This window comes from Streptomyces cynarae, assembly GCF_025642135.1.
Lineage (GTDB): Bacteria > Actinomycetota > Actinomycetes > Streptomycetales > Streptomycetaceae > Streptomyces > Streptomyces cynarae.
The window spans coordinates 7,735,501-7,750,690 of sequence record NZ_CP106793.1; the positions used below are offsets into that span (position 1 = coordinate 7,735,501).

At 71.0% G+C, this 15,190-nt stretch carries 11 protein-coding genes; all 11 read right to left on the reverse strand.

Annotated features, from left to right (window positions below; translation table 11 throughout):
* From N8I84_RS34870 to asnB, 11 genes are read right to left on the reverse strand one after another with little or no spacing between them, the layout of a single operon-like run.
* On the reverse strand, nt 1-1,344 hold the full coding sequence (locus N8I84_RS34870) for a DUF4910 domain-containing protein (protein WP_263234984.1): 1,344 nt from the start codon (nt 1,342-1,344) through the stop codon (nt 1-3).
* 20 nt (nt 1,345-1,364) lie between these two features.
* Nucleotides 1,365-2,390, reverse strand: a complete 1,026-nt coding sequence (locus tag N8I84_RS34875) for an NAD-dependent epimerase/dehydratase family protein (RefSeq protein WP_263233459.1) — start codon at nt 2,388-2,390, stop codon at nt 1,365-1,367.
* A 4-nt stretch (nt 2,391-2,394) separates the two neighbouring features.
* Complete coding sequence (locus N8I84_RS34880; RefSeq protein ID WP_263233460.1) at nt 2,395-3,042, reverse strand: PIG-L deacetylase family protein; 648 nt, start codon at nt 3,040-3,042, stop codon at nt 2,395-2,397.
* A complete protein-coding gene (locus N8I84_RS34885; RefSeq protein ID WP_263233461.1) occupies nt 3,039-3,848 on the reverse strand; it encodes a sugar phosphate nucleotidyltransferase in 810 nt (269 codons plus the stop codon). Before N8I84_RS34885 ends, N8I84_RS34880 begins: the two co-directional genes overlap by 4 nt.
* Nucleotides 3,845-5,080, reverse strand: coding sequence for a class I SAM-dependent methyltransferase (locus tag N8I84_RS34890; RefSeq protein ID WP_263233462.1), 1,236 nt, complete (start codon nt 5,078-5,080; stop codon nt 3,845-3,847). The genes N8I84_RS34885 and N8I84_RS34890 overlap by 4 nt, the downstream gene beginning before the upstream one ends.
* Nucleotides 5,077-6,321, reverse strand: coding sequence for a glycosyltransferase (locus N8I84_RS34895; RefSeq protein ID WP_263233463.1), 1,245 nt, complete (start codon nt 6,319-6,321; stop codon nt 5,077-5,079). The genes N8I84_RS34890 and N8I84_RS34895 overlap by 4 nt, the downstream gene beginning before the upstream one ends.
* Nucleotides 6,322-6,323: 2 nt before the next feature.
* Nucleotides 6,324-7,556, reverse strand: coding sequence for an O-antigen ligase domain-containing protein (locus N8I84_RS34900; RefSeq protein ID WP_263234985.1), 1,233 nt, complete (start codon nt 7,554-7,556; stop codon nt 6,324-6,326).
* Between the two features lies 1 nt (nt 7,557).
* The gene (locus tag N8I84_RS34905) at nt 7,558-9,099 is read right to left on the reverse strand and encodes a right-handed parallel beta-helix repeat-containing protein (protein WP_263233464.1); all 1,542 of its coding nucleotides are present in this window, start codon (nt 9,097-9,099) and stop codon (nt 7,558-7,560) included.
* An 8-nt stretch (nt 9,100-9,107) separates the two neighbouring features.
* Nucleotides 9,108-11,060 (reverse strand): alginate lyase family protein, encoded by a 1,953-nt coding sequence (locus tag N8I84_RS34910; RefSeq protein WP_263233465.1) that lies wholly within the window; start codon nt 11,058-11,060, stop codon nt 9,108-9,110.
* Nucleotides 11,057-13,237, reverse strand: coding sequence for a bi-domain-containing oxidoreductase (locus tag N8I84_RS34915; RefSeq protein WP_263233466.1), 2,181 nt, complete (start codon nt 13,235-13,237; stop codon nt 11,057-11,059). Before N8I84_RS34915 ends, N8I84_RS34910 begins: the two co-directional genes overlap by 4 nt.
* Before the next feature lie 17 nt (nt 13,238-13,254).
* The gene (gene asnB / locus N8I84_RS34920; RefSeq protein WP_263233467.1) at nt 13,255-15,189 is read right to left on the reverse strand and encodes an asparagine synthase (glutamine-hydrolyzing); all 1,935 of its coding nucleotides are present in this window, start codon (nt 15,187-15,189) and stop codon (nt 13,255-13,257) included.
* Between the last annotated feature and the right edge of the window lies 1 nt (nt 15,190).

Below are 15,190 nucleotides of genomic sequence, written 5' to 3' on the forward strand. Positions count from 1 at the left end.
TCACGCCTTGATCAGCCCGGCGCCGTGCAGGGCATCGGCCGCGGCGGCGACGGTGTCGAACGGCAGCCCGGACCGCTCCGCGACGTCCAGCAGACTGTGCTCGCCGTCGGAGAGGTTGAGCACCCATAGCATGGCCATCTGGGCCTGCTTGGTGTCGCTGCGGCCGCCGAGCGCGTCGTACAACCCGCGTCGGCCCAGCTGCGGTTCGCCGTAGGGGCTGAGGTTGAGGTACTGCCGGTTGCGGTCGAGGACGGCGAACGCCTCGCGGCAGACCGCGAGGGTGTCCGCCATGGCCTCCGGCGAGACGAAGTCCAGGTTGTCCGCCGAGGTGTGGTACTCGGGGTAACCGGCGTACGGGGTCCGGGTGAGCGAGCCCACCCCGAGATTGAACCCGGGCGAGCAGAACTGCCGCTCGTCGTAGCCGTACGGGGTGAACTCGTTGACGCGGTGCGGCCGTTCGGATGCGGTCAGCACGTGCCGCATCACCCGGTCGATCTCCGCGTCACCGCGCCTGCTCTGCTTGTACGTCAACTGGCCCGGGTCCCCGGCGCAGGCCAGCACGACGCCGTGCTTGACCCTTCCCCCAGCTCTCGGCTCCTCCCCCAAGCTCTTCGAGCAGGGAGGGGCCCCCAGAGCAGGGGATACCCCATTCACCCGCTCCGCGTTGCGGGCCAGCCAGGTGATCGCTCCGATGGTGCCGGGCGCGAAGAGGAACCGGTAGGTGTAGTACGGCGTTTCCTCCGCCAGCGCCCGGGCCAGGAACGTCGCCACCGCGATGCCGGCCAGGTTGTCATTGGCCAGCGAAGGGTGGCACACGTGGCAGGAGACGATCACCTCGTCGGGGACCTGCCCGGGGACCACATGCTCGGCGTAGGTGAGGTGGCCGTCGGCGAGGGTGGAGTCGATGCGGACCTCGTACTCGCCGTCCGGCATCGCGTCCAGCGTCTCCTGGGCCAGGCAGAACCCCCATTCCGGCTTGTAGTAGCTGGTGCGGTACGGCACCCAGGACGGGTGGTCCGGCAGGGTGTGCAGGTGTCCGCGCAGCTCGGACAGGGGCATGGTCCTGGACACCGGCACGCTGTAGCCGAGCACGTGCAGGCTGGACGCGGCGAAGTCGACGACCCGGTTGCCGGCGGGGTCGGCGATGTACGCGTCCCGGATGTTCCACTCCTGCGGCACCGTCCAGTCGAGCACCTGCGTCCCGGTCGGCACCTCGTGCACCTGGAGCGGGATGTACTCGCCGACGATGTCCAGGGTGGCGCGGACACCGTCGCCGGTGATGCTCCGGCACAGCGGGTACATCCGCTCCACCAGTGCGTACATCTGGTCGCCGGCGGCCGTCATCGGCTGTTCGCCGGCCGTGGTCATCGGCGCCACCGCAGGGTGTCGTCGACAGTGCCGGCCTCGGACGCCGCGCGCAGCACGGCGAGCCGGGTGAAGCGCTGCTCGAAGTCCTCCTTGGTCAGCCCGAACTTCCTGTAGGCGTCGGCGAGTTCGAGTGCCCCCTGCTTCACCGTCCACTCGCAGTCGAAGCCGGGGATCGCGGCGCGGAACCGGGAGAAGTCCACCCGGTAGGAGCGCGGGTCGGCCCCGTTCTCCCCGGTGATCCGCACCTTCGCGCCGGGCACCGCCTCGGCGACCTGCTCGGCGATCTCGGCGACCGTGACGTTGTTGGTCTCGCTGCCGATGTTGAACGCCCGGTCGTGCACCGCATCGCGCGGCGCGCTCAGCGCGGCCGTGAAGGCCCGGGCGATGTCGGCGGCGTGCACCAGCGGGCGCCAGGGGGTGCCGTCGGAGAGCACGAGGACCTCGCCGGACAGGAGCGCGTGGCCCACCAGGTTGTTCAGCACGATGTCGGCGCGCAGCCGGGGCGAGTAGCCGAAGGCGGTGGCGTTGCGCATGTACACCGGGGTGAAGTCGCCGTCGGCCAGCGCGTGCAGGTCGTCCTCCACCCGCACCTTGGACTCCGCGTACGGCGTCACCGGGCGCAGCGGGGCGTCCTCGCCCACCAGGTCGTGGCCGCCGGCGGCGCCGTAGACCGAGCAGGTCGACGCGTACAGGAAGCGCCGCACTCCGGCGTCGCGGGCCAGCCGGGCCAGCCGTACGGACGCGTGGTGGTTGATGTCGTAGGTGAGCTCCGGCGCCAGCGATCCCAGCGGGTCGTTGGACAGGGCGGCCAGGTGGATCACGGCGTCCACCCCGGCCACGTGCTCGGCCGTGACGTCGCGCAGGTCCACCCGGTGCCCCTGCGGGTCCGCGGGCGTCTCGCCGAGGACGGAGTGGGCGAACAGGCCGGAGTCCAGGCCGACGACTTCGTGTCCGGCGGCGGCGAGGACCGGGGCCATCACGGTGCCCAGATAGCCCTGGTGCCCGGTCAGTAGTACGCGCATTGGTTCAACCCCCCAGGTTGAGCTTGAATTTGGTGACGGCGAACGCCTCGGCGTATCGCTCGTGGCATTCGATGCCGCGGATCCGTGCCAGCCCGAGGAAGGCTTCGCGGTCGTACCAGGGCCGGCGCCGCTGCGAGGGGTAGTGCTCCTGCAGCAGCCGCACCTTTTCTTCGGCGATCTCCGGCGACAGCGGCTGGTACGCGGCCGGACGGCCGAGGTCGCCGTCCCATTTGACGATCTCGTAGCCGAGGACCAGGTGGTCGCGGAACGCGGTCGGTATCAACTTCGCCAGGCCGCGATGGTCCTGGTGCGCGTCGTCGGTGCGCGGGGCCAGGATCAGATCCGGGTCGGTCTGCGCACGCAGTTCCTCGACCGCGGCCTTGGCCTCGTCCCAGTGCACGGGCAGCCGGCCGTCCGGCAGCTTGTGCACGGTCAGCCGCAGGTCGGCACCCGGGCAGAAGGCGGCGAGCGCGGCCTGCTCCTCCTGCTCGCGTTCGCTGCCGCCGCCGGAGAGCACCAGAGCGTCGACGCGGAGACCCGGCCGTGCGTGACACAGCGTCAGCAATGTGCCTCCGGCGCCGATGGCGATGTCGTCGCAGTGCGCGCCCACTGCGACGATCCGGTCCAGGCGCTCGGCGCCGAGCTGGATCATGCGGTCCTCATTCCGGCGTTCGCCCCCGCGCCGTCCCGTTCCCACACGGCCCACGGACGGTCTCCCCGGGCGTAGGCCTCGTCGAGCGCGGCCCGCTCCTTCACGGTGTCGGTCGGCTTCCAGAAGCCGCGGTGCTGGTGCGCCACCAGCCGTCCGCGCTTGGCCAGTTGGGCGCATCCGTCGGCGACCAGGTCCCCGTTCTCCGGGATGTGGTCGAAGACCTCCTGGCGGAGCACGAAGTAGCCGCCGTTCTCCCACAGCGGCAGTTCGCTCACCGCGGTGATGCCCCCCACCAGGCCGTCCTCGCCCAACTCCACGCAGTGGAACGACGACTGGGGCGGCACCACCATCATCGACGCACCAGCGTCGCGCTGCGCGAACTTCTCGATCATCTCCGGCAGCGGGGCGTCGGTGAGCACGTCGGCGTAGTTGGCGAGGAACATCTCGTCGCCGTCCAGGTGGTGCCGGACCCGGCGCAGCCGCTCCCCGATCGGTGACTCGATGCCGGTCTGCGCGAACGTGATCGTCCAGTCGGCTATGTCGGTGGACAGCAGCTCGGTCCGCCCGCCCCGCAGTACGAAGTCGTTGGACGTCGTCTCCTCGTAGTTGAGGAAGAAGTCCTTGATGTGGTGGGCCCCGTAGCCGAGGCACAGGATGAACTCCTTGTGCCCGAAGTGCGCGTAGTAACGCATGACGTGCCAGATCAGCGGCCTGGGGCCGACCATCGCCATCGGCTTGGGCACGTCGTCGGAGGCGCCGTTGCGCATCCGCATCCCGTAACCGCCGCAGAACAGAACGACCTTCATCGCTTGACCTCGACAATGCTCAGAGCCGGGATGGGGAAGACCAGTCGGCCGCCCCAGTCGTGCACGAAGGACAGCTGCTCGACCAGCTCGGCCCGCAGGTTCCACGGGAGGACGAGGACGTAGTCCGGTCTGTCGGCGGCGATCTGCTCGGGCGGCAGGATCGGGATGCGGGTGCCCGGGGTGAACCTTCCGTGCTTGTAGGGGTTGCGGTCGACGGTGTACGGGAGCAGGTCGGGCCGGATACCGCAGTGGTTGAGCAGGGTGTTGCCCTTGCCCGGGGCGCCGTAGCCGACGACCGTCTCGCCGCGCTCGGCCGCCTCGATGAGGAACTTGAGGAGATCCCGGCGCACCTTGGCCACCCGGGCGGAGAACTCGGTGTATCCGGACAGCTCCTGGAGCCCGGCGGACTTCTCCCGGGCCAGCACGTCTGCCACCCGCTGCGTCGGCTCGCCGGCCACCTCGGCGGGCCGTGCCCACAGCCGGATGGAGCCGCCGTGCGTGGGCAGCAACTCGACGTCCACGAGCGCGAGTCCGCCGCTCGCAAGCGCCCGGATCGCGGAGGCGACCGTGTAGTACTGGAAGTGCTCGTGGTAGATCGTGTCGTACTGGTTCTCCTCGATCAGGGTCAGCAGGTGCTGCACCTCGATGGAGACCCAGCCGTCGTCGGCGACCAGGGCGCGCAGCCCCTGGGTGAACCCGACGACGTCGGGGATGTGCGCGTACACGTTGTTGGCCACGACCAGCTCCGCCGGGCCGTGATCGGCGCGGACGGCGGCACCGGTGTCCGGGCTCAGGAACTCAGTGAGCGTGGGCACACCCGCGTCCCGGGCCGCGGCACCGACGTTCACCGACGGCTCGATGCCCAGGCAGCGGATCCCCCGGTCCACCACGTGCCTCAGCAGGTACCCGTCGTTGCTCGCGACCTCGACCACGAAGGCGTCGGGGCCGAGACCCACCCGTTGTACGGCGTCGGCGACGAAGGTGCGCGCGTGCTCCACCCAAGAGGTCGAGTAGGAGGAGAAGTACGCGTACTCGCTGAACGTCTCCTCCGGCTTGATCAGCGGCGGGATCTGCGCCAGCCAGCAGTTGGTGCAGACCCGAAGGTGCAGCGGGTACGCGGGCTCCGGCTGGTCCAGTTGGTCCGCGGCGAGAAAGCTCTCACATGGTGGCGTCGCCCCGAGATCGACGACGCTCGCCATCGCTTCCGAGCCGCAGAGTCGGCATCGTGTCATCTGCTGTCCCCATCCCCCCTGCTCGCGCGGGTGTCCCCGCCGCGAGCCAGTGCTGACCGACCCGCGATCGCGGTGCGGTACTCATCAACCAGGCGGTCGAGGCCGACCGACGGGCTGAAACCCTGTTCGTAACGGATCCGGGCCGCCTGGCCCATCTCCCGGTTGCGGTCCGGTCCGGTCGCGATCCGGCGTATGCAGGACGCGAGCGAGGCGGACTCGCCCGGCCGGTGCAGCAGCCCGGTGACCCCGTCCTCGACGAGTTCGACGAAGGCGCCGTGACCGGCGGCGACGGTCGGGACCCCGGCCGCCATCGCCTCCACGACCACCAGGCCGAACGCCTCCAGCCAGGTCGAGGGAGCGACCACGGCGACCGACCGCGCGACGGCCTTCCGGCACTCCGCTGTGTCCAACAGGCCGACGTAGCGCACGTCGTCCCGGCCCGCCGCCCAGGCGGTCACCTCCGGCTCCAGCGGCCCCGCGCCGGCGATGACGAGCGGTACTCCCACCCCGCCGCTCGCCGCGATCTCGTCCCACGCGGCCATGAGCAGCCGCACGCCCTTGGCCTCCGCGAGCCGGCCGAGATAGAGCAGATGCTCTCCGTCGCCCTCTCGGCAGACGCCCGGGTCGGGTACGAAGTTGTGCTTCACCGCCAGCCGCTCGGCCGGCATGCCGGCCCGCACCAGGGTGTCGCGCTGCGCCGCGGAGATGCAGAAGAACCGCTCCACGCCGGACCACCAGCGCCGCCGGTTGGCCGACAGGCTGACCGCGAGCGGCACCGTGGCAAGGCGGGAGTTGCGGTAGCAGCCGTGCCGCACGGCGGGCAGCGGTACCGCCGATCCGACGCACTCGGTGCACGGCCGGCCGTCCCGCTGCAGCGTGCCGGGCGGGCAGACCTGGGTGTAGTTGTGCAGGGTGGCGACGGCGGGCACGCCGGCGTCGGCGCAGGCGGCAAGGACCGCGGGCGACAGGAGCGGGAAGACGTTGTGGACGTGCACCACGTCCGGCCGCTCGCTGCGCAGCCGGGCGGCGAGCTCCGTGCGGACCGCCGGATTCCACGGCACAAGGAGTGGCACCGCGACCTTGCCGAGGAGGGACCGGGCGGCGATGTCGTCGCTGCGCCGTTCGAACACCTCGACCCGGTGGCCGGCTTCGCGCAGCAGCGCCACCTCCTGGTCGACGACCTTGTTCTCCCCGCTCGGCTGTGCCGAGGCGTAGCGGTTGTGCACCACGAGGATGTGCATGCTCAGGTCACCTCCGATCTGCGGGTCCGTAGCGGGATGCGTTGTCGAGGGACTTCGGGCGTCGAGAGGTCGGTGGCCGCGGCAGGTGCCGCGAGCAGTGAGGCGGCCAGGGCCAGATGCAGCAGATACGGCGAGGCGTCGCCAAGACCGGCCTCGGTGTACGACGCGATCGCGCAGTAGCTGATCAGGAAGATCGCGCAGGCCCTCGACAGCGACGGCGGCCGCAGCAACGCGACGCCGCCCAGCACGATGAGGAACGCCGCGACGAGGGAGACGCCGATCAGGCCCTGCTCGTTGTAGACGGCCAGCCAGCTGTCGTCGATCGGCAGCCCGCCGAACGACTTGTCGCCCAGGCCCACGCCGAACAATTGCTCCCCGGTCGTCCGAGGCGCCGCCAGCAGTGCGTCCCAGACCTTGGCCCGACCGGTGAGGCTGGAGAAGTTCTCCTTGCTCTGGCCGCGCAGGAACCACGCCTGGAGCAGGGAGGCGAACCCCACCGCGGCCACCGTGACGCACAGCACCGCCCAGGTGAAGAAGCGGCGGGCCGCGGCGCTGGTGAGGAGGAGCGAGCCGATCGCCAACGCCAGCCCGATGATCAGGCCGAGCGTGGCCGTCCGGGTATGGGTCAGCGCGAGCAGGACGAGGGACGGAATGATGATCACCGCCGCGCTGACCCTGTCGGTCCGGCGGCCCAGTACGAGCAGCACGGTGAGTCCGATGATCACCGCGGCGTACTGTCCGATCTGCGGCGGTGTGAGCGGCCACAACGCGCCGACAAGGCGTCCGCCGTAGAGGTCGGGCAGGGCCGCGCCCGGTGAGACGACCAGGCCGGCGGCCACCGACCCGAGCACCGCGAAGTACATGCGGATGTGGTGCCGGACGAACGTCATGCCGCCGTCCCACCAGCGGGTGAGCAGCCACAGCGTGCCGACGAAGAGAGCCAGCCGGAAGCAGCGGAACAGCGCGCCGAACCCGGACTCCAGGTTCGCGCTCGAGATCACGCTCGCCACCAGCAGCAGGGTGAGCAGGAACACGTAGGAGCTGGCTCGGACGCGCAGCCGGAGATTGACCAGGAGCGCCAGCGCGAACGCGGCGACCAGCGCGCCCATGGTGACCATCTGGATGAGGGAGCGGGGGAGCGGGACGATGGTCTTCGCGCCGGCGGAGCCGAGGGTGTTGAGGATCAGCAGTCCCCAGACGGTCCCGACGATCTTCGGTGTGCGGTCCGCGCCCATCTCAGCCACCGTTCCCTGCGCTGAAGGTGCTGCCCGCGTCCTGCTGGTACGGCGTGCCCTGCCACTGCCCGAGGTCGAGCACTCGGCTCGGGTCGTAGGCGACGAACTTCCACGGGCCGGCGTAGACGTTGTCGTGCCAGCGGTTGTGCTGCTTGCTGGTGATCGCCTCGGCCACGCGCTCTCCCTTGTACGGCGACCAGTCGGGATAGGTGCCGTAGTTGGACAGCACCGCCATGCGGTCGCACTTCTCCGTGCACTTGATGACGGACTTGTCCAGCACGAAGCGGTTGTCGTGGATGTCCACCCGCTGGGTCTTCCACCGGCAGTCCGAGTAGAGCGGGGCCTTGGCGATCGCCGGCTGGGCGCAGCGCTTGGTGTTCTTCACCAGCAACGTGCAGTCGCCGGACGAGGTGTTGGCGGGGCTGTTGCAGAACCGGTCGGCGTTCTCCCACAGGGTGATCCCGGACCAGTTGTTCTCCAGCACGTTCCGGTAGATCTCGATCTCGCTGGTGCGGGCCTTGATCCGTGGTTCGCCGCCGGACTCCGACAGGTAGATGGTCGCGAACGGGAAGCTGTCGCCGCGGTCGGCCGCCGCACGGCCCTCGACCCAGTTGTTCCGCCGGATCGTGTTGTTCCGGATGACCGCGTTGTAGCTGATTTCGTAGATCAGTGCGGCACCGTCGTTGGCCTCGATCACGTTGTTCTCGATGAGGAAGTCGTTGTTGTTGGTGTCCGCCCACAACCCCGTTCCGCGGTTGTCGTGCACCCAGTTGCCGCGTACGTCGGCGCCGTCGACGGCCCAGAATTTGATGCCTCCGGTGCAGCCGCAGCCCGACTGCCGCCGTTCCCAGTCGCCGGTGTTGTTGCCCACGATCTCGTTGCCCTCGACCACCAGGTCCGTGATACGGCCGCCGGCCTTGTACGCGTTCATGCCGTACTGGCCGTTGTCGCGCAGGCAGTCGGCACGGACCTGCTGACGGGCACCGGCCATCAGCCCGGCGCCGGAGTTGTTCTGGATCGTCGTGTGCTCGATCACCCAGCCGTCGGCGGAGTCGTGGTTGACCACGCCCTCGTTCTGCGGGGGGTCGAAGCCCTGCACCGTCAGGTAGCGGATGGACACGTCGCGGGCGGTACCGGCGAACGCGTACTGGTTCTTCTTCCGGCCGTCGAGCACCGCACCCGGCGCGCCGAGGTAGCTGTCGCCCTCCTTGGGGATGACCTGGGCGTAGCGGTCCGGGTCGAGCCTGTGCTTGCCCGGTCGGAGCCAGAACGTGGTGTGCGGGGGACTGCTCTTGGTCTTCGCCGCCAGGTCGCCGACCACCGCGGGGTCGACCGTCACCGCGCCCGCAGGCGCCTTGGTCGGCCCGGCCGCGGGATTGGCACACACCCGGGCCATGGATGTGGACCGCGCCCCGGACGTGGTGGGCACGGCGGTCGGCTTCGCACGCGCCGCGTGCGGCGTACTGTCACAGCCCGTCGCCACCAGCAGGACGAGCACCAGCGGTGCCACCGCCGGCGCCCACGGCCGCGTCTTGATCCCCACGCGCCCTCCTAGCCGCGGAACCCGAGCACGGTGGTGAAGCCCTCCGCGCCGTCGGTGAAGCCGGAACCGACCAGTGTGGTGGCGGGTTCCTTGCGCCCGAATCCGGCGGAGTACCAGCCCAGCACGGGATCCGTCTCGCCGCGATACGCCTGCCAGGACAACTGCCCGGGCAGGTCGAGCACCGCGGAACGGTCTTCGCCGTCCCTGGTCCAGGTGAGCTGTGCCCGGTTCCCCACCAGGTCCGCGGTGATCGCCGGGCCAAGGTGGAACGCCAGGCGTACGGCCCGGCGCGGACTGTACTGGCCGCGGACCTCGTCGATCACCCGCAGCTCCCGGCGCGCGGCCGTCAGCTCCACCCGGCGGCGGTGCACGGAACCCTCGTAGCCGTCGTGCTCGGCACACCAGCGGGTCACGTCCTCGCCGGATGTGTCCACGGTCAGGACACGGCTCTCGGCATGCCGGGTCCACAGGAACGGGCCGCCGGAGACGGACTGGTCACCGCCGTCCAGCTGCAGGGTGTTGTGGCCGAGGGTCGACCGGAAGTACTGCCGCCACTCGGGCTGCCCGTGGTAGCAGTACGTCCCCGGGTCGGCGAGCACGTCGACCCCGTCGTGCCGGACCTCCACGGACAGCGCGTCCGCGTGGGCATGCGCGGCGATGGACAGGAAGCCGTGCGGGCCACCGTCGCAGCGGCACCAGATCTCCTCCGGGCCGCGCAGGATGGTCATGCCCGCATCGGCGAAGTGCGCCGGCCGCTCCGCCGGGCGGCGCACCGACGGTTCAGTGCGTTCGATGAGCGCGGCCAGCAGCGGGGTGCGCACGTCGGTGCCGGTTACCGCCGGCCACCAGGCGAGCCGGCCGAACACGGCGTCCCCGGTGGCCAGCAGCGAGCCCCAGCGGTCGGTGCCCGCGCCGTCCACGACCAGACCGTACCCGTCGTCCGCGTCCCCCTGACGCGGCGGCCGGAGCCGGTTGTCCACGATGGCCGCGAGCGCGTCGGTCATGCGCAGCAGCACCAGGCGGATCGACGCGGGGACCGGTACGCCGGCGGCATCGGCCTCGGCCAACGCGGCCAGCCCGAGTTCGAGGACGAGTCCGTGGTACTCGGTGGCCAGCTCACGGTTGATGCCGGAAACGTAGGTGTTGCCGCGCAGGTGCCGGTCCAGCGACCGCAGCGCGTCGGCCCGCCAACGGCCCGACGAGGGGAACCAGTCGAACGCGCAGGCCGCGGCGAACTGACCGGCGGCCTCGGCGATGACGTGGTTGTTCGCCGAAGACCCCCGGCTGGGGAAGGCGGCCAGCCAACGCTGGTGGTGCCAGATCTGGTTCAACGCCACCGGGTTGGCCTCGAACAGACCGGCCGCGCCGGACCAGCCGTCCAGCAGCCGGCGGATCCACACCCAGGACAGCAGCCGGATGCCCAGCTCGATGCCGCTGATCCAGTGGACGCCGCGCAGCGGCGGGTTGGCCGCCCACCACGACCTCAGGTGCTCGGCCACGCGCTCGGCGTACCGCTCGTCCTCAGTGATCGCGTAGGCGGCGGCGAGCCGGGTCAGGTACTGGTGCCGGGACGGCTCCCAGATCTGCTTGATGTCCCCTACCGCGTCCTCGCTCCGGTACGGCACGTCGAACGCGTAGCCCGCGGGAGCCCGGCGACCGGTCTTCGGGTCGAGCCACCAGTCCGGGTCGGTCAGGTCGTCGCGGACCACGCCGAAGTACTCGGCGTGCCCGTCCATGAGCCGGTCCGCCTCGGCGACGAGGCGTTTCACGGCGTCGGGAGGCAGGGCGGCGATCGTCCCGGCCGGCAGGACCGCGGTGAACCGGGCGCCGGTCACGCTCGGGCAGTCGGGCGGCGCCGACCGCCACCGACGCCGGCGCACCGCGTCGCCCACCCGGCCCGCGACCTCCTGCGGTCCCATCCGGGACAGCCGCCGCAGGTACCAGCCCGCGCTCATGGTCATCGCGCCCTCGCCAGCGTCACCGGGGCGCCGCTCGCCAGACCGGCCTGCACCGCGAGGGTGGCCGCCGTGGTGGTGACCAGCGACTCCAGCGGGACCGGCATCGGCCCGCCGGTCCGCACGGCCTTGACGAACGCGGCCAGCTCGGCGTTCTGACCCTTGTCCCGGGCCTTGGGCAGCCGCGAACTGACCCACCGCTTGCGGGCGTACACCGAGGCACGCACGAAGTCGTCGAGCCGCAGCGCACGGCCGTCCGCGATCAGGTCCAGCGTCTCCTTCGGGAAGCCGGACGGGCCGGAGGTGACGTAGCTGATGGTGGCGGTGGACCCGTCCGGGTAGCGCAGCACGATCTGCAGGTCCTCGTTGCCCGACGGAGCGGTCGCGTACACGGACACGGGGTCGGCGTCGAGCAGCCAGCTCGCCGTGTCGATGAAGTGCCCGCCCTCGCCCACGAACCGCGAGCCCTCGGAGCCCTGTTGGAGGTACCAGCTGCCGTGGTCGAGGCGTCCCGCGTTGACCAGGTAGCGGAGGTTGGCCGGGCCGGTCCGGGTGCCGAACCGCTGCCTGGCCTCCTGCAGCAGCGGCGCGAACCGGCGGTTGAAGCCCACCTGCAGCCGGTCGTTGCCGGACTCCTCCACCGCCGCGAGCACGCCGGCCAGCTCCTCCTCGGTGAGGGCGAGGGGCTTCTCCACGAACACGGTCTTGCCGGCGAGCAGCGCCTTCCGGGTCAGTTCGGCATGCGAGCTGTGCCGGGTGACCACGAACACCGCGTCGACGGACTTGTCGCCGAGCACGGCGTCGAGGTCGGTGGTCGCCTCGGCGAAGCCGAACTTCCGCTGCGCGTTGGCCGCGGACAGGGCCGTCGTCGTGACGACCGTCGACAACTCCACACCCTCGCGCTGTGCCAGGTGCGGCAGCAGCATCGACGTCGCGTAGTTGCCCGCGCCGACGAACGCCAGCCGCACGGGCGACTTGGCGAGCCGGGCCGGACCGGGCCGCACCTTCACGACGGGCACGGCCACCGACACAGCCGCCGGTTCCGCCGCTTCCGTCGTGTGTTCGGGGTACTGGAACAGCACGGCCACGGCCTTCAGTTCGCCGTCCTTCAGGCGCTGGTACGTCTCGACGGCGTCGTCGAAGTCGGCGATGTGGGAGATCAGGGGTTCGACGTCGACGCTGCCGCGGGCGAGGAGGTCGAGGAAGCACGCCAGGTTGCGGCGCTCGGTCCAGCGCACGTAGCCGATCGGGTAGTCGCGCCCCTCCAGCTCGTACGACGGGTCGTAGCGACCGGGCCCGTACGAACGCGAGAACCGGACGTCGAGTTCCTTCTCGTAGTACGCGTTCCACGGCAGGTCCAGGCGGCACTTGCCGATGTCGACGACCCGGCCGCGGTCCCGGCAGAGCTTGGCGGCCAGCTCGACGGGCTGGTTGCTGCCGCCGCCGGCGGCCAGGTACACCTGGTCCACGCCCAGGCCGCCGGTGAGTTCGGCGACGGCGGTCTCCACGGCCGCGGACGCCGGATCGCCGCAGGCCGCGGCGCCCAGGCGCTCGGCGAGTTCGCAGCGCGCCGGGTCGGGGTCGGCGCCGACGACGCGGACTCCCGAGGCGGCGAGGAGCTGCACCACCAGCTGCCCGATCAGCCCGAGTCCGATGACCAGCGCCACCTCGCCGAGCTGCGGCTCGCCCTGGCGGACGCCCTGCAGCGCGATCGACCCCACGGTGCCGAAGGCCGCGTGCCGCGGCGCGAGGCCGTCGGGGACGGGGGAGTAGAGGTTCTTCGGCACCCAGTTCAGCTCGGCGTGCAGCGCGTGCTCGTTGCCGGCGCAGGCCACGAGGTCGCCGACCTTCACGTCGTCGATGCCGGCGCCGACCTGCTCGACCACCCCGCACAGCGAGTAGCCCAGCGGCGTGTAGGAGTCCAGCTTGCCCATCACCTTGCGGTACGTGGCGGGCACGCCGTTGGTGGCCACGCTCTGCATGACCTTGGCCACCTGGTCGGGCCGGGAGCGGGCCTTGCCCAGCATCGACATGCCGGCCTCGGACACCTTCATGAGCTCGGTCCCCGTGGAGATCAGCGAGTAGGCGCTGCGGACCAGCACACCGCCCGGCTTGCACCCCGGCACCGGCACGTCGAGCACCGCCAGCTCGCCGCTCTTGTAGTTCTGTACAACCTGTTTCACCGGAACTCCCCTGATTCCTAAGCCGTTTGCCGAGTGCTCTGGCCGGACCCAGAGGTCGCGTCGCGATACCAGTACTCGAGGGTCAGCACATGCCACAGATGCTTGGAGAAGTCCTGCTGCCCGGCGGCGTCCTCGGCGACCATCCGCGCCAGCGCGTCGCGGCGCAGGAACCCGGAGCGGACGAGCTCGCCGTCGTTGACCACCTCGCGCACCAGCGGGGCCAGATCCCGGCTCATCCAGGCGCGCAGCGGGGCGCTGAACAGGCCCTTGGGCCGGTACACGATCTCCCGGGGCAGGATCGAGGTGGCCGCCTCCTTGAGGACCGCCTTGCCCTGCCGTCCGACGATCTTTCGGTCGCCGGGCACGGCGAACGCCGCCCTGACCACCTCGACATCCACGTACGGAACCCGCACCTCGGTCGACGCGGCCATGCTGGAGCGGTCCGTGTACGTGAGGTTCAGGCCCGGCAGGAACATCCGGGCGTCGCCCAGGCACATGCGGTTGACGAAGTCGTCGAGGTCGTTGTCCGCATAGACGTCCGCGTGTTCGGTCAGGACATCGTCGACCGTGCCGGCCAGGTCCGGATCGATCAGGGCGAGCAGTTCGTCCTGGTCGTACATGGTGTAGCTGCGCCGGAACGCGGTCTCCTCCGGCAGATCGGCGAAGGAGAGGAACCGCTTGGCGAAGCGCACCGACCTGAGCCCCCGGCGGGACGTGGCGACCGGCAGCCGGTCCACGGCCGCGGACACACCGCGCCGCAGGGGCCGCGGGACGCGCTGGTAGCGCAGCGCGAGCAGGTTGGCCAGGTGCTTGCGGTACCCGGCGAACAGCTCGTCGGCGCCCATCCCCGAGAGCATCACCTTGACCCCGGCCTCCCGGGCGGCCGTGCAGATCAGGAACGTGTTGATCGCGGCGGGGTCACCGATCGGCTCGTCCAGGTGGTACGTCATCTGCGGCAGCAGGTCGAGCACGTTCGGGGCGATCTCGATCTCGTGCAGGTCGACGCCGAACCGCTCGGCCACCTGCCGGGCGTAGCGCAGGTCGTCCGGCATCGCCTCGAACTTGGCGTCCTCGGCGCGGAACCCGATCGTGTAGGCGGAGATCCCGGGCTGGTGGCGAGCCGCCAGAGCGGTCAGGTAGCTGGAGTCGAGGCCGCCGGAGAGGAAGGTCGCGACGGGCACGTCGGAGAGCAGGTGGCGCCGGGTCGACTCCTCGACGACTTCGGCCAGGTCCGGCTGCTCGCCGGCCCGGGCCCGCTCCCGGCCCTCGGCGGCCACGTCCTTCAGGTTCCAGAACCGGCCCCGCTCGATGCGGCCGTCGGGCCGGCACCGCAGCCAGCTCCCGGGCGGCAGCTTCTCCGCCTCGCGGAACGCGCACCGTGAGTCCGGCACCCAGTAGTACAGCAGCGAGGCCACCAGCGCCGCGTGGTCCACCTCCAGCGATCCGCCGGTCGCGCCGGCGAGCGCCTTGAGCTCGGAGGCGAACGCCAGGCCCTCGCCGCGGCGGAGCAGGAACAGCGGCTTGATGCCGAGCTGGTCGCGGACGAGCACCAGCTCGCCGGTCCGCTCGTCGAAGACGCCGAACGCGAACATGCCGCGCAGCCGCGGGAGGCAGTCCGTGCCCCAGCGCCGCCAGGCCTCGAGGAGCACCTCGGTGTCGGAGGTACCGCGGAACCGCACGCCGGCTGCTGTCAGCTCGGCACGCAGTTCGGGCGCGTTGTACAGCTCGCCGTTGTACGTCAGGGCGAGGCCGTCCGAGACCATCGGCTGGGCGCCGGTCTCGGACAGGTCGATGATGGCCAGCCGGCGGTGCCCGAGCTGCACTTCGCCGTCACCGGCGGGATGGCCGTACCGGCCCGCCCCGTCCGGGCCGCGGTGGGCGAGTGTCTCGGTGAGCCGGTCGGTGACGGCCTTCCCGTCCGGCCATCGGTAAGTGCCTGCGATGCCACACATG